Annotated in this window: 16 protein-coding genes; 3 read left to right on the top strand and 13 right to left on the bottom strand. The window is 67.5% G+C overall.

Features of this window, described 5'->3' with window-relative positions:
- Positions 1-43: 43 nt before the first annotated feature.
- The 3 genes from ACXJKD_RS13800 to ACXJKD_RS13790 all read right to left on the bottom strand — a co-directional run bounded on the left by ACXJKD_RS13800 (position 44) and on the right by ACXJKD_RS13790 (position 3,612).
- Positions 44-1,675, bottom strand: a complete 1,632-nt coding sequence (locus ACXJKD_RS13800; protein ID WP_457255187.1) for an ABC transporter substrate-binding protein — start codon at positions 1,673-1,675, stop codon at positions 44-46.
- A gap of 208 nt (positions 1,676-1,883) precedes the next feature.
- Entirely contained in the window at positions 1,884-2,549 is a 666-nt protein-coding gene (locus tag ACXJKD_RS13795; protein WP_457255186.1) for an MgtC/SapB family protein, read from the bottom strand.
- Positions 2,536-3,612, bottom strand: coding sequence for an ROK family transcriptional regulator (locus ACXJKD_RS13790; protein WP_457255185.1), 1,077 nt, complete (start codon positions 3,610-3,612; stop codon positions 2,536-2,538). Before ACXJKD_RS13790 ends, ACXJKD_RS13795 begins: the two co-directional genes overlap by 14 nt.
- 68 nt (positions 3,613-3,680) lie before the next feature.
- Here ACXJKD_RS13790 and ACXJKD_RS13785 point away from each other — a divergent pair, with 68 nt between their 5' ends.
- The 3 genes from ACXJKD_RS13785 to ACXJKD_RS13775 are packed head-to-tail and all read left to right on the top strand — an operon-like array spanning position 3,681 to position 6,386.
- On the top strand, positions 3,681-4,715 hold the full coding sequence (locus ACXJKD_RS13785) for an iron-containing alcohol dehydrogenase (RefSeq protein ID WP_457255184.1): 1,035 nt from the start codon (positions 3,681-3,683) through the stop codon (positions 4,713-4,715).
- Positions 4,708-5,643, top strand: coding sequence for an ROK family protein (locus ACXJKD_RS13780; RefSeq protein ID WP_457255183.1), 936 nt, complete (start codon positions 4,708-4,710; stop codon positions 5,641-5,643). Before ACXJKD_RS13785 ends, ACXJKD_RS13780 begins: the two co-directional genes overlap by 8 nt.
- Positions 5,640-6,386, top strand: a complete 747-nt coding sequence (locus ACXJKD_RS13775; RefSeq protein ID WP_457255182.1) for a glucosamine-6-phosphate deaminase — start codon at positions 5,640-5,642, stop codon at positions 6,384-6,386. Before ACXJKD_RS13780 ends, ACXJKD_RS13775 begins: the two co-directional genes overlap by 4 nt.
- A gap of 1,227 nt (positions 6,387-7,613) precedes the next feature.
- On the opposite strand, the gene ACXJKD_RS13770 is transcribed toward ACXJKD_RS13775, so the two are convergent.
- The 10 genes from ACXJKD_RS13770 to iolC form a co-directional block, all read right to left on the bottom strand.
- Entirely contained in the window at positions 7,614-8,033 is a 420-nt protein-coding gene (locus tag ACXJKD_RS13770) for a response regulator (RefSeq protein WP_457255181.1), read from the bottom strand.
- A gap of 156 nt (positions 8,034-8,189) precedes the next feature.
- The gene (locus tag ACXJKD_RS13765; RefSeq protein WP_457255180.1) at positions 8,190-8,579 is read right to left on the bottom strand and encodes a tautomerase family protein; all 390 of its coding nucleotides are present in this window, start codon (positions 8,577-8,579) and stop codon (positions 8,190-8,192) included.
- A 48-nt stretch (positions 8,580-8,627) separates the two neighbouring features.
- The gene (locus ACXJKD_RS13760; RefSeq protein WP_457255179.1) at positions 8,628-10,127 is read right to left on the bottom strand and encodes a CoA-acylating methylmalonate-semialdehyde dehydrogenase; all 1,500 of its coding nucleotides are present in this window, start codon (positions 10,125-10,127) and stop codon (positions 8,628-8,630) included.
- 61 nt (positions 10,128-10,188) lie between these two features.
- A complete protein-coding gene (locus ACXJKD_RS13755) occupies positions 10,189-11,073 on the bottom strand; it encodes a sugar phosphate isomerase/epimerase family protein (protein WP_457255178.1) in 885 nt (294 codons plus the stop codon).
- Positions 11,070-12,110 (bottom strand): Gfo/Idh/MocA family protein, encoded by a 1,041-nt coding sequence (locus ACXJKD_RS13750; RefSeq protein ID WP_457255177.1) that lies wholly within the window; start codon positions 12,108-12,110, stop codon positions 11,070-11,072. Before ACXJKD_RS13750 ends, ACXJKD_RS13755 begins: the two co-directional genes overlap by 4 nt.
- 57 nt (positions 12,111-12,167) lie before the next feature.
- Positions 12,168-13,064, bottom strand: coding sequence for a TIM barrel protein (locus ACXJKD_RS13745; protein ID WP_457255176.1), 897 nt, complete (start codon positions 13,062-13,064; stop codon positions 12,168-12,170).
- Complete coding sequence (gene iolD / locus ACXJKD_RS13740) at positions 13,061-15,022, bottom strand: 3D-(3,5/4)-trihydroxycyclohexane-1,2-dione acylhydrolase (decyclizing) (RefSeq protein ID WP_457255175.1); 1,962 nt, start codon at positions 15,020-15,022, stop codon at positions 13,061-13,063. The genes ACXJKD_RS13745 and iolD overlap by 4 nt, the downstream gene beginning before the upstream one ends.
- The gene (gene iolB / locus ACXJKD_RS13735) at positions 15,019-15,939 is read right to left on the bottom strand and encodes a 5-deoxy-glucuronate isomerase (protein WP_457255174.1); all 921 of its coding nucleotides are present in this window, start codon (positions 15,937-15,939) and stop codon (positions 15,019-15,021) included. The genes iolD and iolB overlap by 4 nt, the downstream gene beginning before the upstream one ends.
- Positions 15,936-16,829: a class I fructose-bisphosphate aldolase gene (locus tag ACXJKD_RS13730; protein ID WP_457255173.1), complete on the bottom strand. Its 894-nt coding sequence runs from the start codon at positions 16,827-16,829 to the stop codon at positions 15,936-15,938. Before ACXJKD_RS13730 ends, iolB begins: the two co-directional genes overlap by 4 nt.
- Positions 16,829-17,833 (bottom strand): 5-dehydro-2-deoxygluconokinase, encoded by a 1,005-nt coding sequence (gene iolC / locus ACXJKD_RS13725; protein WP_457255172.1) that lies wholly within the window; start codon positions 17,831-17,833, stop codon positions 16,829-16,831. Before iolC ends, ACXJKD_RS13730 begins: the two co-directional genes overlap by 1 nt.
- Positions 17,834-17,925 lie beyond the last annotated feature (92 nt).

Raw genomic sequence — 17,925 nt, 5'->3', positions numbered from 1 at the left:
GTGTGGGGTGGGCCCGCTGGGCAGGTCCCACCCCACACCTCTCCTATCCGTTGTTGAGGCTGACGTTGCCGAAGTGCTCGACGAACACCGGGTTGGGCACGTAGCCCTTGATGCGCGTTGAGGCGGCCACGACCGAGGAGCCGTGCACGAACGGCACCACTGGGTTGTCGTTGTAGACGATTTCCTGCACCTGTTTCCAGGCCGCGTCTTGCTCGGCGACCGGGGCCGTTTCCGCGGTGGTCAGGGCTGTGTTGAACTTGTCGCTGGCGTAGGCGTAACGCGGGTTTGGCTTTCCGCCGACGTAGCCGAAGGCGCCGCCGTAGAAGTTGTCGGCTGTGCCGTAGTCGCAGCTCCAGCCGAGCAGGAACATCGCGTACTTCGACGTTTGAGAGTCCGACAGGTAGGAGGTCCAGGTCGCGCTCTTGGGAGTGATGGCGAACCCGACGGCTTCCAGATCTGCGGTGATTGCCTGGAAGATCCCCTGGGAGTCGGGCAGCCAGGGACGCGTCATGTCGGTTGGGTACCAGAAGTCGACCTTCGGGTGGGGAACGCCCGCCTGGGCGAGGAGCGACTTGGCGAGCCCGGGGTTGTAGTCGGGGTTCTTCAAAGACGAGTCGTAGTGCGGGATGGATTCGGGCATGAGCAGCCATGCCGGCTTGCCGAATTCACCGTAGAACCGCTTGACGAGGGCGTCCTTGTTGATGGCGTGGGCGACGGCCTCCCGTACACGAGGGTCGTTGAAGGGCGGCTGATTGCTCTTGAAGGAGACGTACCCGGAGTTGCAGGACGCGCGGGGCAGCAGCTGCAGGTTGCCCGCCGAGGTGACCGACTTGGAGTCGGCCGGGCTGATCGCGTCTGCGGCGTCGACGTCGCCGGCGATGGCCGCGTTGAGCCGGGCTGCGCTGTCGGGGATTGCCTTGAAGACCAGGCGTCCGAGCTTTGCGGGCGTGCCCCAGTAGTCGCCATTGCGGACGAGCTCGACTCGGTCACCGTGGACCCAGGAGTCGAAGCGGAACGGACCGGTGCCGACCGGGTGCGCGTTGGCGAACTCGCTGGACTTGCTGCTTGCATCATCGGCGTTGTACTTCTTCAGTGCCGTGGGGCTGCCGATGCCGAAGACCGGGACGGTCAAAGCGATGGGCAGGTCGGGCCGGGGCTCGCTCAGCCGTACGACGACCGTGGTTGCGTCGGTGGCCTCGACCGACTTCACGATGGAGGCGTCGCCGAAGCCGCCGAAGATGGTTCCGATGAGCTCGGCGCGTCCCTGGAGTGCCTCGGGGAAGTTCTTCCAGCGCTCGAAGTTGGTCACCACGGCGTCGGCGTTGAAGTCGGTGCCGTCCTGGAACTTGACGTCCTTCTGGAGGGTGAAGGTCCACTCCGTGCCGGTCGTGTTTGGGGTCCATTTGCTGGCAAGGCCAGGTACGACGTCGGAGGTGGCGCCAGGCGCCAGGGTAGTAAGGGTCTCGAAGATCTGGGCGTTGATGCGGTAAGAGTCGCTGTCAAAGACCAAGGCCGGGTCGAGGCCCACGGGCTCGGCGACGGTGGCGTAGCGCAGCGTGCCCCCGTCAGCGCTCTGGTCGGAGGTCGCGCCGGCTGCGCAGCCGGACGTCAGGAGTGCGAGCGCGGCCGCGACGGCCACACCGATCCTGAGCTTGTGAGGTGCTCGGTCTTTCACGTGAACTGCCCTTCTGAGATGTCTGCTGCTTCGGGGAAGTGGTGTCAGTAGGTGTGGATCCTGAAGTGACCAGAGATCGAATTTTTGGCTGGTCTCGGCGCCGGATCAGTTAGTGGGCATCAAGGTGCGGGAGGCGCGCGCCCCTGGAGGCTGCTCGCACTGGGGCTTCTCGTGTCGGGTCAGGTGTTCATCGCGTTCACCCGCCTCCTCAATCCGGGATGAGCGAGATACCGCTCACTCCATTGATGGAGGACACGTCGGCGGCGACCTGGTGAGCGTGGGTCCCGGCGGGCACGGTGAGCCGAAGATTCACCCGGCGAAGAGAGATGGTGGAGTCGTCAGCGAGGTCGATGCCGTGGACCCGGATGCCGCTGCGCTTGACGGCGTCAAGAATCGGGCCCAGCGTTCCGGCCCCCATCAGGTACTCGACCTCAAGCTGAAGGTGTTCCCAGCGGCCCTGGCCTATCCGGACGTACCGGATGCCGACCAGGACAGTCAGGACGAAGGCGGTGCCGATTGCCACCTCCCAGTAGGCCCCCCCAGCCGCGGCAACGCCGCATGCCGCCGACAACCACACGGTCGAGGCTGTTGTAAGGCCGCGGATCGATCCGCGGTCGCGGAGGATGGCGCCGGCGCCGATGAACCCGATTCCTGAGGCGACCTGGGCGGCAATGCGGGCGGGATCGATGTTGGGGCCCTTGCTGACGTCGGTGAAGCCGTAAGCCCCTGTGAGGGTGAACATGGCTGCACCGATGGCGACCAGCACGTGGGTGCGCATGCCGGCGGGGTGGCCTGTGATCTCCCGCTCCAAGCCGACGGCGAGCCCGGCGAGGAGCGCGACTCCTAACCGCAGGGCGATCTCAAGCGGTTCCATGACGCTCCAGGAGACGTGCGGTCAGGTGGTCGATTGCGATTCGCTGTGCGCCGATGAGCGCGGCGCTCCCGCCGAGCTCACCGGCGGCGACCAAGGCGCGCAGGGGTTGGTCGTCGAGAAGGGAGCGGACGCGATCGATGACACGGCTCGAGGCGCCTACGGTGCCGCCGAGTACGTGGATCTCTGGGTCGATCACGCTCTGCACGGCCATGACGACGCGTGCCACCACGTGGGCGGCCTGTTCGACGTGGGTCTGCGCGACGTGGTCGCCGTGGCGCTTGAACTCTTCGGCGATCGCGCGGAAATCGCTGGCCTCGATCCGGGACCCGAGGCGTTCTGCTGGCATGAAGCCGGTCTCGCCGGCGCGCCCGGTCGGGCCTTCGAACAGCTCGCCGTTGACCACCAAACCCATGCCGATGCCGACTCCGAAGTGGTGTCCGACGTAGGTGGAGCGGCCACGGGCGGCACCGGAGAATCCTTCGGCGAGCGTGGCGCAGTTGGCGTCGTTGACCAGCAGCACCTCGCACTCAAATAGCTCATGCGCTCGAGCTGCGAAGTCCACCTGGTCCAGGGCTGGGGTGTTGGTCGCCAGCTGGACCTTCCCGTCGACCGGGATCCCGGGGACAGCGATCGCCACGACACTCGGTCGAGCCCGGGTGAGCCTCCGAGACACCTGCCCGCTGAGGTCCGAGAGCAGGTCAAGCAGGGCCGTGGGATTGTCCGGGGTAGGTCGCTGCACGAAGTCGTCATCCACCCGGGGAGACAGTGAAGCCAGTCCAACGCGTACCCGTGAGGCGCTGATGCTGATGGCAAGCGCCGATCCTGCCCGCGCGTCAAGGGAGAACTTCGGCGGGGCAGAAGCGACCGTCGTCCGGCTCACGACCTTGTCGTCGCAGAACCGGTCAATGATGGCGTTCACGGTCGGCTTCGACAGCCTGGTCAGCCGGCTCAGCTCCACCCGGGTCAAGGACGAGCCGTCCAGGAGCGCCGTCAGCACGGCATGCTCATTGCGTACGCGAACGATGTCGTGTCGGCGGGCGTGGCCAGAGGTGTCAAGCGCCATGCGTAAATACTATTGACGACGTCGGACAGCCGTCAATAGTATTTACGCACCGTTAACGAAGGAGTCACGTGAACACCATCTTCGGCAGGGGACTGCTCCCCGAGCTCGGCAAGATCCTCAACCGACCGACCGCGGTCGTCACCATGGACGACCTGCGCCCCCTTGTGGAGGAGCAGATCGGCGCCGACGGCTTCCCGATCATCCAGGCCGGGCTCAACCGCGAGTACCTGGAGGAGACGGTGGCCAGTCATCAGCACCTGAAGTCCATCGTCGGTGTTGGTGGCGGCCAGGCGCTCGACGCGGCGAAGTACCTCGCCGGGCGCCTGAACATCCCGTTCTTCCAGGTGCCGACCGCCCTGAGCGTCAATGCGGCGTGGGGTCACCGCTCGGCAGTGCGGATCGACGGTGTCGTGCAGTATGTCGGCTGGGCCAAACCCGAAGCCATCTTCGTGGACTTCGACATCGTCCGGTCAGCCCCGGCGTTGCTGAACTGGTCAGGCGCAGCCGACGTGCTCTGCTATCACACGGCGCTGTGGGACTGGCGCTTTGCGCAGGAGTCCGGCAACGCGGAGCAGCGCTGGCCGTTCGACCCGGACCTGGCGGAGAAGTCGCGTGAAGCAATGCAGAGGATCGTCGACAACGTCGACAGCATCCGTGACCTCACCGACGAGGGCATCCGTGCGCTCGTGGACAGTCTGCAGTACGGCGGAATGGCCTTCGCGAACGCGGGCTGGAACCCCCGACACATCGAGGGTGCCGACCACTTCGTGTTCTACGCACTCGAGTACGTCACCGGGAGGTCATTCCTCCACGGGCAGGCGGTCGGCTTGGGCATCCTCATCGCCAGCGCCCTGCAGGGCAACGACCCGGACTGGATCCGAGGAGTGATTGACCGACTCGGCGTGCCGTACCGTCCCGCCGACATGGGCGTTACCTGGGATGACGTCAACCGCGCCTTCGACGCCGTCCCGGAGGTCATCAAGAAGTCGAAACTGTGGTACACCGTGCTGTCCGAACGAGAGCTCACCCCAGCTTTCCGAAATGCGGTGCAGTCCTGGATCGAGGCACCCGCTGGAACGGCCTGGACGCCCGTAAATGACTGACACTCCACCAATCCGCGGGCTCGCGGTCGGAATCGACATCGGCGGCACCAAGATCGAGATCATGGTGGCGGACCAAAGCGGAACCGTCAGGGGGCGTTCCCGCATCCCCACAGAAGCAGCGGACGGCGCCCTTTCGGTGGTCCAACGCGCGGCTATTGCAGCCAACGCGCTCATCACCGAAGCCGACCTCGATGGTCACCGACGACGTCTCTCCTGCGTCATCGGGATACCCGGAATCCAGACCCACGGCCGCGTGGCCATGTCACCGAACATCCCCGGATGGGAAGAGGTCCGGATCGATGACGAGGTCGCCGCGATCCTTGCGACCACCACGATCACGGTCGAAAACGACGTCAACCTTTCGACCCTCGCGGAGCTCACGAACGGCGCACTGCACGGCGTCTCCGACGGCGTCTATCTAAGCCTCGGCACCGGTGTGGCTGCGGGCATCGTCGTGAACGGCCACCTCGTACGCGGTCATAATGGTGCCGCCGGCGAAGTCGGCTACCTGCCGGTCGCCGCAGGCCACGGGACACTGGTCGAACACGTCATCGGAGGGCGGGCGATCGAGGAGCGCGCTGCCCGCGAGTACGGTCTTGAAGGCGTTCGGGCAGTGGACCTCCTCCTCGCCACGACCGGACCACAGTCGGGGCTCGCAGCCGAGATCCGCGAGCAGGTCGCGCACACAGTGAGCCAGCTCTCGATCATCCTCAACCCCAGCGTCATCGCACTCGGCGGGGGCCTGATGCACGCAGCTCCAACCCTCCTGCCTGCCATCGAGTCCGCCATCTCCGGGCAGTCCTTCCCCCCACAGCTCCGGCAGGCCATGTACGTCTACGACGCGTCAGTCCACGGTGCCCTCTTCGCTGCGCACGCGGTCCTCAATGATGTCCCCGCCCTGTCCGAGGAAGAAGGCGTGGCCCGATGAGGCTAATCGTGTGCGGGCAACGACGTGACGTCGCCCAGACCGCTGGCCAACTCCTGGAGGCCGCCATCGACGCCAACCCCGAACTGCGCCTCGGATTGGCCACTGGCGCTTCACCGGAGGCGACATATCAAGTCGTGGCGCGGATCAGCGACATCGCCGCCCGTGCACGTCACCTGCGTGTGTTCGCCTTGGATGAATACCTCGGACTCCCACCATCCAGCGAGCTCACTTACGCGAACTACCTCGCCCGTCACGTCAGTCATCCCTGGGGCCTTCAACCAGACCAGGTCCTCCTCCCCAATGCGTGGACCCACGATCACAACCAGTCAGCCGAAAACTACGAAGAACAAATCCACCAGGCCGGCGGCATAGACCTACAAGTTCTCGGTATCGGAGCCAACGGACATCTCGCCTTTAACGAGCCCTACGGCTCACTCTCCTCGCGAACCAGGGTTGTGCGCCTCAGCAAATCCACGCGCCGGGCAAACGCCCGCTTCTTCCCCTCCCTAGCCCAAGTCCCCGAGTACGCCATCACTCAAGGCTTGGGGACCATCTCCCGAGCCCGTCGCCTTCTGATGATCGCCACAGGAGACGCCAAAGCACAAGCACTGAGTGACGCCCTGAGCGGTCCCGTGTCCGCGAGATGCCCCGCGTCGATCCTGCAACTGCATGCCGACGTCACGATCGTTGCCGACCACTCCGCGTCCAGCCTGCTGCCGGCGCAGCTCGCCGCCGTGTGCTGACGCGATCACCAGACCGTCCCGGAGGCACGAGGCGGGCGGACAGGGCAGACGCACGCCGACTCGCCGCCGGTGAACCTCCCCGTGCCACACGGCACAGACCTGATGGCCGCGTCGCCGAGAGTGGTCGCGGCTGCCTGCGACCAACTGGAGCACGGAGCGATAGTCGAGGGCACGTCCGGCAGATCTCAAGACCGCCAGCGGGCAACTCTCATGACGTAAGGAAAACGCCCATCGCAACGGGCCAGGACTACCTCGACAGAGCAGCTGAGCGTGTTGTCGAACTACTGACGGAGCCCCACTCAATGGTGAAGCCTGAGGTCATCGCACGGATCTCGGAGGGTTACTACACGGGTCATCCCAGAACATCGACCCACACCACGGCGACACCTCGCCCTGACCGGCCATCACCGGGATCGACGGAGCGGTCCACAAAGAGCGACCGGGCTGGGCGGCGCGCGGATGCTCGGGCCGACCTTCATGGCTAACCCACGGGCGGCCTCGAGCACTTGGCGCCAACGCACGCCAGGAACCTCGGTCCCAACTGCCCCCACGTGAATCCCATGCACGCTCAGCGGCCGCGCGCATGGGTGGCCTGACAGCAGCACTGACAGCAACGCGACCGGACAAAACCAGCAGGCGTCGGACTCCGGAGGGCCAAACGGGCATGCGCGAAGCCCCCTGCCGACGTCCGACCACGACCGCCGACACCTGAAAATCGGAAGGTCGGCGGTTCGACCCCGCCCCTGGCCACTAAAACCGCAGGTCAGCGCCTTGGAGGGCCATCGGGTTCTCTCGCTCCCGGCCGTCTGACAGCAGTAGGACAGCCATGTCCATCGTGGCGTCACAGCGAGAGGCTTCCTCGAGCACGCTTGGCGCGCCAACCTTCTCGCGCATTGAAGGTTCGCCAATCGTCATGCAAGGACGAGTGACGGCAACCCGACCAGACGCAACCAGCCGACCCTGGACGAGGTGCCCCGAAACGCCCCACCCAATTGCGAGCCACGCGCAGCCGGTTCGCAGGCAAGCGGAGCTGCTGAAGGCGTCCGGCGGCACTGCGTGATCGATGTCCGGCGCGGCGGGCGCACCACTCGTGGCCGTTCGCGAGGTCCGGTCGCGCGTCGCCGTCCTTGACGTGAGCCTTCCCTATCCAGCCAACAAGCTCACAGTGCCCGCCCTGAGACTTTGTCGGACGCGTTCCCCATCACGTTTGCCCATCAGTCCGCTGGGTCAGAGATGATCACACGGGCCGGGGGCGGCAAGAGGGCCGCCCACGAGGTGGCGGGCGACGAGGGCAGTGATGTGAGAGCTCTTAAACGGCTTGGTCACGTAATGGTTGGCTCCGGCCAGCAGGCCCGCATCGATCTCGAACTGCGAAGTGAGTCCACTGAGCAAGATCACCGGAACGTCCGCAAGATGCCACTGCCGACGGATCCACCAGCAGACTTCGACCCCACTGAGACCGGGCAGCTGCACGTCAAGGATGACCATGCTCGGGCGCAGATCGGCCAACATTTCGATGGCCTGTCGTCCGTCCTCAACCGGGGTCGATGCAAGGCCAACCAGGCTCACAGCCGCGGATAGTGTTTCGCGAACGTTCGCATCCGCGTCGGCGAGCAGCGCGAAAGCCTGATTTGGGGGGCGCTGCATCCCGGCCCCGCCCCTTCGCACGCCATCACTGCGGCTCACGTGCCATCACGCACAGCTGCACTCCTCCGGGTCAATGGCTGCCTCGGATGTCACCGCCGCCGGCCATGACCATTCAGTGGCGAACGGATGCGACCAGAACGCGAAGGGATCGGACCGTTAAAGGTCACCTTCGACGAACTGGGCGCGGCCGAGGCCGAAGGACCAGTCTTCGGGTTCGTTCGCCATGATTGAGATGATCAAATCGGTTGGAGCAATCCCGCATTTTTCCTTCAGTTGCCGTGCAAGTTCGCGGTAGGCAGCAGCCTTGTGCTCTCGGGAGCGTCCCTGCTGGAAGATCTGAATGACTGTCACGCCGGCGCTTCGTTCAAACCCCAGCCCGGTGTCCTCCGCGATGATCTGGCCGACCGGATGCTCAGTGATGATTTGGTAGCGATCTCGCGGCGGGGCGCTGAAAGTCTCCAGCATGATCTCTTGGACCGTGTCCGCAATCCGGCGGAGCTCAGCTTCTGAACGGCCCTCATTCACGTCGATTCTGACGAGCGGCACTGGCTATCCCTTCTGTTCGATGGGCCCTACTGACCTACGGCCTTGTCCTCAGACGTTCTGGGGGAAGCCGAGGTTCAGGCCGCCGTGACTGGGGTCGAGCCACCGCGAGGTGACGACCTTGCCCCGGGTGAAGAAGTGCACGCCTTCCATGCCATGGGCGTGGGTGTCGCCGAACAGGCTGTTCTTCCATCCGCCGAAGGAGTAGTACGACACCGGGACGGGGATCGGCACGTTGATGCCCACCATGCCGACCTCGACCTGCCGCTGGAAGCGTCGGGCCGCTCCGCCGTCGTTGGTGAAGATGGCGGTGCCGTTGCCGTAGGGGTTGGCGTTGATCAGCGCGAGGCCCTCGTCGTAGCTGTCCACCCGCACCACGGACAGGACAGGCCCGAAGATCTCGTCGCGGTAGATCGACATCTCGGTCCCGACGTTGTCGAACAGCGTCGGCCCGAGGAAGTAGCCGTCCTCGCCACCGTCGAAGTCGTCGTCACGACCGTCGACCACCAGGGTCGCGCCCTCCTCGACACCCGCCTCGACGTAGCCGGTGACCTTGTCGCGGTGCGCTGCGGTGACCAGGGGACCCATGTCGCAGCCCTTGGTGCCGTCCCCGGTGGTGAGCTTGCCCATGCGGTCCTTGATCTTCCCGATCAGCTCGTCGGCGATCGGCTCGACCGCCACGAGGGCCGAGATGGCCATGCACCGCTCCCCCGCCGAGCCGAACCCGGCGTTGACCGCGGCGTCGGCGGCCAGGTCCAGGTCGGCGTCGGGCAGCACGAGCATGTGGTTCTTGGCTCCACCGAGGGCCTGGACACGCTTGCCGTGGGTGGTACCGGTCTCGTACACATACTGGGCGATCGGTGTGGACCCCACGAAGGAGACCGACTTGACGTCCGGGTGGGTGAGGAGTGCGTCGACCGACTCCTTGTCACCGTTGACGACGTTCATGACGCCGGGGGGCAGGCCGGCCTCGGTCCACAGGGATGCAATGGCGATGGCCGCTGAGGGGTCCTTCTCGCTGGGCTTGAGGACCACCGCGTTGCCGCAGGCGATGGCGATGGGGATGAACCACATCGGCACCATGGCCGGGAAGTTGAAGGGTGAGATGACCGCGACCACGCCGAGCGGCTGACGGATCGAGTACACGTCGACATTCGTGGAGGCGTTCTCGCTGAACCCGCCCTTGAGCAGGTGCGGGATGCCGCAGGCGAACTCGGCGACCTCCAGCCCCCGGGTGACCTCGCCCACGGCGTCGCTGAGGACCTTGCCGTGCTCGGCAGTGATGAGGGCCGCGATGTCCTCCTTGCGGTCGTCGAGCAGCTGGCGGAACTTGAAGAGCACCTGAGCCCGCCGGGCCAGCGAGGTGTCGGCCCAGTCCTCCCAGGCCGCCTTGGCGGTCGCGACGACGTCGCCCACGAGGTCCGCGGAGGCGAGGTCGAGCAGTCCGGTGAGCTCACCGGTCGCGGGGTTGTGCACCTCGCTGGTGCGCTCGGCCGTACCCGTCCAGGGCTGGCCGGCAATGAGGTGCGTGATACGGGTGGGAGTGCTCATGGTGACGTTCCTTCGTCGTTGCAGGGGGTGTTGCGCCGTTCGGTATGCCGCGTGGTTGCCGTTAGGGGGACTCGAGGGTGGGCGGCGAGGCCCACTTCGCCAGGTAGGACGAGATGGTCTCGCGCATGTAGGTGCTGGAGGCGGCGGCCCGGTCCTCCCAGGCGAAGACGCAGGAGCTGACGATGCCGTCGAACCCGTTGCGCTCCAACGCCTTGAAGAACGCCTCGAAGTCCACCTCGCCCTGGCCGACGTCGAGGTGCTGGTGCACCGTGACCTGCGACCCCGGCGGGTTGACGATGTAGCGCAGTCCGCTCGAGGCCGTGTGGTCGTAGGCATCGGCGATGTGGCACATCGTCGTCAGGGGTCCGGCCTTGTCGAGGATCCCGTCGACGTCGTTGCCCTGGTGGAAGGTGTGCGGCGTGCAGTAGAGGAATGACACGTTCGGGGAGTTGATGCCACGGATGAGGTCAATGGCGCGCTTGCCGTCCTCCTCCCAGTCGTCGGGGTGGGGCTCGAGCACGAGCCGGATCCCCTCCTTCTCGAAGAGCGGCAGCAGCTCCTCCATCGACTTCCAGAACTGCCCCTCGCACACGTCCGCCTCGCGCGGGTTGCCGTTGAACTCGCTGTTCATCGTGTCGACCCCGAGCAGGGACGCGAGCTGGATCGCCCGCTTCCAGTAGCGCACCGCCGCCTGCCGCTCCTCCTCGTCGGGGCCGGACCACTTGTACAGCGGCAGGACCGACGCGACGCCGACCCCCGCGGCCTTCAGCTCCTTGCTGAAGGCCTTCGCCGTGTCGTCACCCACCCGCGGGTGGGTGAAGAACGGCGTGAAGTCCTCCCGAGGTGACAGCTCGATCCACTCGTAGCCAAGATCGGCCACCGTGCCTGGCAGGGTCGACAGGGTGGTGGTCTCCCGGAACATGTACGGATCCAGGGCGAGCTTCATCGGGCGACCCCTCCCAGCACCGCGTCGCGATCCGCCAGGTCGACCTTGACAGGCCGGCCGGTCGCCAGAGACTCCATTCCGGCCGTACAGACCGCCGTGGCGGCGTATCCGTCCCAGCTGGTCGGCCCGACCACCTCGCCACGCCTGCTGGCATCGACCCAGGACTGCACCTCGAGGTCGTAGGCGCGGGCGAAGCGGACCCGGAAGTCAGGTGCCACCTGACCGCCCCAGGCGCCGCCCTGCTCGTCGGCGAGCGTGCTGAAGATACCGGTGCTGTTCTTGCCAGCGGTGATGGTGCCCCGCTCGGCGACGACCTCGCAGCGCACCTCGTACCCGACCTGGCAATTGACGAAGACCTCGGAGGTGACCAGGCCGCCTCCAGCCATGCGGAACAGCGCGACCTGCGGGTCGAGCACGCCCTCGGCCGCTTCACCGGTCGGCGTGCCGGCCAGGACGGTGATCTCCTCGATCTCCTCGCCGAAGACGAAGCGCGCGACGTCGACCTCGTGGACCAGCGAGTCGCGGACGATCATCTCGGAACGGAACGAGTCGGGCACCGTCTTGTTGCGGTGGGTGTTGTGCACCAGCAGCGTCCGGCCGTAGGTCCCGCTGTCCAGCATCGCCTTGAGCTGGGCGTACTCCGGGTCGAACCGCCGCATGAAGCCCACTTGGACGAGCGGTCGCCCGGCCTTGTGCTCGGCCTCGACGATGCGCAGCGAGGACTCGCTGTCCATCGTGAGGGGCTTCTCGCACAGGGCGTATGTGCCGTGCTCGAGGCAGGCCAGCACCTGCTCCTCGTGGACGAACCCGGGCGAGGCGATGATGACCGCATCAACTCCCTCGTCGGCGATGAGGGCCAGTGGGTCGCCGATGCTGCTCACGCCGTCGAACTGGGCGGCGAGCTGGTCGGCCTTGGCTGTGTCGGGGTCCGAGACAGCCACGAGCCGTGCCCCGGCGATCCGGTTCACGACGCGCTCGGCATGGTCGGCGCCCATCATGCCGACGCCGATCACTCCCACCCTCAGGTCATCCGTCATGGTTGGTCACTCCTTCGTGAGGTGCTGCAGTCAGGTTTCGCAGTCGGGGTTGGGCGGTCAGCGGAGCGGTCCGCAGGACTGCAGGTAGGTCAGCGTCCGCTGCGCGATGGGCAGGGGCTGGTCCGGCGGGCACGGGTACATGTCCTGTTCGACGATCGCGAAGATCTCCGCGTCGAGCTTGGCAAGCGCCTCGAGGATCGGCGGCATCGCCGGCTCGCCGAGGGGTGGCTCGCACATGGCGCCGAGCTTGACGGCCTCACCGAAGCCGATGCCGGCGGCGTGGACCTTCTCGGCGACCACGGGGTCGATCTGCTTGAGGTGGACGTAGCCGATCCGCTCCGGGAAGTCCTGGATGATCTTGAGGCTGTCGCCGCCGCAGTACGCGATGTGGCCGGTGTCGAGACAGAGCGTGACGAGCTCTGGGTCGGTCTCTGCCAGGAAGCGCTCGACGTTCGGGTGGGTGTCGACGTGGCTGTCGGCGTGCGGGTGGAACTGGAACTTGAGGCCGAACTCCTCATGGATCGTCCGCGCCAACCGGTTGATCTGCGTGGCGTAGACCGGCCACTCCTGGTCGGTCAGCTGGGCGTCCTCGATGATGGCGCCGGTGGCCGGGTCGCGCCAGAAGTCCGGGATGACGACGAGGTGCTCGGCCCCCATCGCGGCCGTGAGCTCTGCGACGGCCGAGACGGCCGACCACGTGGTGTCCCAGGAGTCCTTGCGGTGCAGGTGCTCGAAGATCGTCCCGGCAGTCACGGTCAGGCCTCGGTTGTCGAGCTCCTCTCGCAGCTGCGAGGGGTCGGTGGGCAGGTAGCCGTAGGGACCGAGCTCGATGCGGGTGTAGCCGGCCTGCGACACCTCGTCGAGGAATCGTCGCCAGGGGGTCTGCACCGGGTCGTCCGCGTACCACACCCCCCAGCTGTCGGGGGCGCTACCGAGCATGGCGGGCTTGGTCATCGTTCGGTCCTCTCAGGGGTGTCTCTGCTGGGTCGGGTGGGTGCGATCAGGGGCCGTTGGGCCTTCTTGTGCTCGCTGTAGTCCGCGTAGGCGGCCCGGGTCGAGTCGAGCTCCGAGACGGCGCTGACGGGCACGTCCCACCAGCCGTGGCCGTCCGGGGCGTACACGGTGGGGTCCGTCTCGACGTGGATGACCACGGGGCCGCCATTGGCGGGGGCCGCCTTGGCGTCCTTGATGGCCTGCTCGAGCTCGCCCTGGGAGTGCGCCTCGATGACGCGGGCACCGAGGCTGCGGGCGTTGGCCGCGAGGTCCACCGGCAAGCGGTCGCCTTCGAGACGGCCGCTCTCGCTGTCCCTGTAGCGGTACTTCGTGCCGAACCGCTGGGAGCCGAGCGACTCGGAGAGCGAGCCGATCGAGTGGAAGCCGTGATTTTGCACGAGCACCACGATCACCTTGGTGCGCTCCTGGACCGCCGTCACGAGTTCCGTTGGCATCATCAGGTATCCGCCGTCGCCAACCATGGCGAAGACGTCGCGGCTCTCGTCCGCGAGCCGGATGCCAAGGGAGGCAGGGACCTCGTAGCCCATGCAGGAGTAGCCGTACTCGACGTGGTACGCCTTGCGGTCGCGGACTCGCCACACCTTGTGCAGGTCACCGGGCATCGATCCTGCCGCGCAGAGCACCACGTCCCGCGGGTCGCTCAGCTCGTTGACCGCGCCGAGCACCTGCCCCTGCGTGAGCAGCCCGGGTGCCAGCCTGTCGGTCACGGCTGGCGCCGGGTGGTAGGCATCCTCCACGGCTGCGTCCCACTCGGCCCAGAGCGCGGCCTGGCGGTCACGGTAGGCGGGCTCCACGGCATACCCCTGCAGAGCTGCGGTGAGCGCGGTGAGGGCCTCGCGCGCATCGGCGACCACGGACAGGCCTGCTTGCTTGCCGGCGTCGAACCGTGCCACGTTGATGTTGACGAAGCGAACGTCTTTGTCCTGGAACGCGGTCCGCGAGGCGGTCGTGAAGTCGCTCCACCGCGTCCCGATGCCGATGACGACGTCGGCGTCGACGGCGAGGGCGTTCGCCGCCGTGGTTCCGGTGGAGCCAATGGCGCCCATCTGCTGGGGGTGGCCATGCGGGAGCGACCCCTTGCCTGCCTGGCTCTCACCCACGGGAATGCCGGTCTGCTCGCAGAGCGCGCGCAGCGCTTCCTCCGCGCCCGAGTAGTGCACGCCGCCCCCGGCCACGATCAGGGGCCGCTGCGCGGCGCGGACGAGGGCGGCGGCGTCTGTGATGTCGATCTGCTCGGGTACCGGGCGGGCGATCCGCCAGGTACGGTCGGCGAACAGCTCGACGGGCCAGTCATGGGCCTCGGCCTGCACGTCCTGCGGCAGGGAGATGGTCACCGCACCGGTCTCCACCGGGTCGGTGAGCACCCGCATCGCGCCGAGCAGCGCGGATGGCAGCTGCTCGGGCCGGTTCACCCGGTCGAAGAAGCGGGACAAGGGCCGGAACGCGTCGTTGACGGTCACATCGGCGGCGTAGGGCTGCTCGAGCTCCTGCAGCACCGGCGAGGACACCCGCGTCGCGAAGGTGCCAGACGGAAGCAGGAGCACGGGGATCCTGTTGATGGTGGCGAGGGCTGCGCCGGTGAGCATGTTGGTCGAGCCGGGCCCGACCGAGGCGGTGCAGGCCCAGGTCTGGAGACGGTCCTTCTGGCGCGCGTAGGCCACGGACGTGTGCACCATCGCCTGCTCGTTGCGCGCCAACACGTACGGCAGGTGCTCCTCGCCATCAGCGAGCTCGTTCTGGAGCAGCGCCTGGCCCATGCCGGCGACGTTGCCGTGCCCGAAGATGCCGAAACAGCCGGCGAAGAGCTTCTGCCGCTCGCCGTCGCGCTCGGTCCACTGGTGGGCCAGGAAGCGCACCACGGCCTGCGCGACCGTGAGCCGGATCGTCTGTTGGGTCATCGTGTGCCTCCGATCGGGAGCCGGGGGTCGACCGTCTGGTCCTCCCAGGTGGTCCGCACCCAGCCGTGCGCGGGGTCGTCACAGATCAGCCAGGCCCGTTCGGGGCCGGGACCGGCCATCACGTTGAGGTAGTACAGGTCGTAGCCGGGGGCTGCCATCGCCGGCCCGTGCCAGCCGTGGGGGACCAGGACCACGTCGCCCGTGCGCACCTCGGCGAGCACGTCGATGGGCCGCTCGTCGGTGCCGTACACGCGCTGGTAGCCGATCGGATCGGACGAAGCGGGGGCAAGCCGAGAGCCGTCGGCCTGGACCTCGAAGTAGTAGATCTCCTCGAGCTCGGTCTCGACGCCCGCGCGCTCCTCGTCGTGCTTGTGCGGGGGGTAGGAGGACCAGTTGCCGCTGGGCGTCACGACCTCGCACGCAATGATCGAGTCCGCGTCAAGGACCCCGGGGATCCCGAAGTTGCGCACCTCGCGGCTGCACTGTCCGGCCCCTCGCAGCTCGACCGGCACCTCGGCTGCCGCGACGTGCCGGAAGGGCCGCGGCGCCCCCGAACCCCCGGTGACCGCGACGGCGACTGCGACCCGCGCCGCGCCCCGCGCCGTGATTGTCGTCTCTGAACCGGCCGGCAGGTACGCCACGTCGGTCGGCCCTTCGAAAACGCTCGCGCGGCCCGCCAGCTCCGCCTCGTGCTTCTCACCAGCCGCGTCGACGCACGCCACGGCCACCGACCCAGAGAGCGGCACGACGATCGCCTCGCGCTGCCCCGCGTCGAAGGCGCGGCTCTCGCCGTCCGCCAGGCGGCCGGTATACAGACCGGTGTGCCTCCAGCCGTCGACCCGGTCGTCGATGACGACCTCCCATCTGTGGTCGGCCCCCGACCCGAGCGGGCGCACCCACCGGGCGTTGTCGCTCATAGGCTCGCCCCGTGCACGAGCGCGCCGGCAATGTCGACGGCCGCGGCGACGTCACCGTCCGGTGGGTAGAGCAGCGCGCGGCCGACGACCAGGCCACGGACCGCGGGCAGGTCGAGCGCGTTGCCCCAGGACGCGTAGGTGTCCTGCGGGTCGCCCTGCGGGTCACCACCAAGCAAGAGCGTCGGCAGGGTCGTGGCGTCCATGACGCGCTCCAGGTCGTCGACCACGGGCAGCTTGAGCCAGGTGTGCGCGCTCGAGGCGCCCAGCCCCGCGGCGATGTGGATCGACTTGATGGTGGAGTCGGGGTCCAGCAGGTTGACCACCCTGCCCTCGCGGCTCTCCGACATGAACGGCTCGACCATCGCCATCAGGCCGCGCTCGGCCAGCTCGGTCACCGCATGGGCGCTCGCCTCGAGGGTCGCCACGGTGTCGGATTCGGCCAGCGCGATCCGGGTGAGCATCTTGCCGCCGTCCATGCCGTTGGCAGCGATGTCCGCGGCGCGGTATGCCGTGAACCGGTCGTCCAGCTCGAACGTCGCCCCCTGTAGACCGCCCCGGTTCATCGACCCGATGACGACCTTGCCCTCGAGTGCGCCGAGCAGCAGGAGGTCGTCGAGGATGTCGGGGGTGCCGAGCACCCCGTCCACGCCGGGCCGGGCGATGGCGGTGGCCAGCCGGTCGAGCAGATCGCTGCGGCTCGCCATCGCACCGGCGTCGTCGCGGACGCGGAGCGCGCCCCTGGCCGGGTGGTCGGCCGCCACGATGAGGAGCCGACCGTCCGCGCCGAGAAGGTCCCGGCGCGTGCGCGCCTGCCACGCCTTGCCGATGCGCTGCGGCTCGCGGGCGCGGATCTCGGTCAGTTCAGCAACGGACACCGTGCTGGTGGTCATTACGCCTCCTCGGCGGGTTCGGAGACGCTGTGTCGGGCGAGATTCGCCTCGACCTCGGCCTCGGTGGGCATGGCGGTGGAGCACTCGAGCTTCGAGGCGACGATGGCCCCCGCCACGTTGGCGAACGCGAGGACGCGGCGCAGGTCCCAGCCCTCGAGAAGCCCATGACACAGGGCTCCCCCGAACGCGTCTCCGGCCCCCAGGCCGTTGACGACCTGCACCGACAAAGGAGGCACCTCAAGTCGCTCCTCACGGGTGGCAGCGAGCACGCCCTTGGGTCCCTGCTTGACGATGGCGAGCTCCACCCCGCGCTCGAGGAGGGCGTCGGCAGCGCGTTGCGGCTCGGTCTCGCCGACGGCCACGTGGCACTCCTCACGGTTGCCCACTGCCACGGTCACGTGCTCGAGCGCCCGGCCGACCTGCGCGCTTGCCTCGTCGGGGTTCGGCCAGAACATGGGGCGGTAGTCGAGGTCGAGGATCGTGTGCCTGCCTCGACCTCTCGCCTGCCAGGCAGCGAAGTGCGCGCTGCGGCTCGGCTCTTGCGACAACCCCGTCACGGTGGCCCAGAGGATCCCAGCCTCGGCGATGGCCTCCCCTGGGATCTCCTCGGGCTCGATCATCAGGTCCGGGGCGATCGGGTAGCGGTAGAAGTACAGCGGGAAGTCGTCCGGTGGAAAGACCTCGCAGAACGTGACGGGCGTAGGCGGCCCAGCCACCGCGCTCACGAAGACGTCATCCACTCCGAAGCCACGCAAGGCCCGGTGGATGAACCTGCCGAACGGGTCGTCGCCCGTACGGGTCACGAGCGCGGTGCTGTGTCCGTAGCGCGCCGCGGCCACAGCGACATTGGTGGCGCTGCCGCCGAGGAACTTCTCGAAGGTGCGCACGTCCTCCAGGCCCACGCCGTGGTCGAGGGGATAGATGTCCACTCCCGTGCGACCAATGGCGACGACGTCGTATGCCGCCTGCGCGCCGCTGGGGGGTCGGTCATGTGTGGTGCCCACGTCAGATCCCCACTCCACAGTGCTGCGCAGCGGGCGCCAGCAGGTAGCCGTGACTGGTCCGGACGTCAGCGACCGGGCCCTCGTCCAGCGGT

Source organism: Pedococcus sp. P5_B7 (assembly GCF_054049895.1).
Note: the sequence above shows the minus strand (reverse complement) of the source record. Positions and strands in the feature narration are given on the sequence as shown.

Excerpts from the sequence above, each read along its gene's own strand:
- ACXJKD_RS13795 (WP_457255186.1), bottom strand. The coding sequence starts at position 2,549 with ATGGAACCGCTTGAGATCGCCCTGCGGTTAGGAGTCGCGCTCCTCGCC.
- ACXJKD_RS13790 (WP_457255185.1), bottom strand. The coding sequence starts at position 3,612 with ATGGCGCTTGACACCTCTGGCCACGCCCGCCGACACGACATCGTTCGC.
- ACXJKD_RS13780 (WP_457255183.1), top strand. The coding sequence starts at position 4,708 with ATGACTGACACTCCACCAATCCGCGGGCTCGCGGTCGGAATCGACATC.
- ACXJKD_RS13775 (WP_457255182.1), top strand. The coding sequence starts at position 5,640 with ATGAGGCTAATCGTGTGCGGGCAACGACGTGACGTCGCCCAGACCGCT.
- ACXJKD_RS13770 (WP_457255181.1), bottom strand. The coding sequence starts at position 8,033 with ATGCAGCGCCCCCCAAATCAGGCTTTCGCGCTGCTCGCCGACGCGGAT.
- ACXJKD_RS13760 (WP_457255179.1), bottom strand. The coding sequence starts at position 10,127 with ATGAGCACTCCCACCCGTATCACGCACCTCATTGCCGGCCAGCCCTGG.
- ACXJKD_RS13755 (WP_457255178.1), bottom strand. The coding sequence starts at position 11,073 with ATGAAGCTCGCCCTGGATCCGTACATGTTCCGGGAGACCACCACCCTG.
- ACXJKD_RS13750 (WP_457255177.1), bottom strand. The coding sequence starts at position 12,110 with ATGACGGATGACCTGAGGGTGGGAGTGATCGGCGTCGGCATGATGGGC.
- ACXJKD_RS13745 (WP_457255176.1), bottom strand. The coding sequence starts at position 13,064 with ATGACCAAGCCCGCCATGCTCGGTAGCGCCCCCGACAGCTGGGGGGTG.
- iolD (WP_457255175.1), bottom strand. The coding sequence starts at position 15,022 with ATGACCCAACAGACGATCCGGCTCACGGTCGCGCAGGCCGTGGTGCGC.
- iolB (WP_457255174.1), bottom strand. The coding sequence starts at position 15,939 with ATGAGCGACAACGCCCGGTGGGTGCGCCCGCTCGGGTCGGGGGCCGAC.
- ACXJKD_RS13730 (WP_457255173.1), bottom strand. The coding sequence starts at position 16,829 with ATGACCACCAGCACGGTGTCCGTTGCTGAACTGACCGAGATCCGCGCC.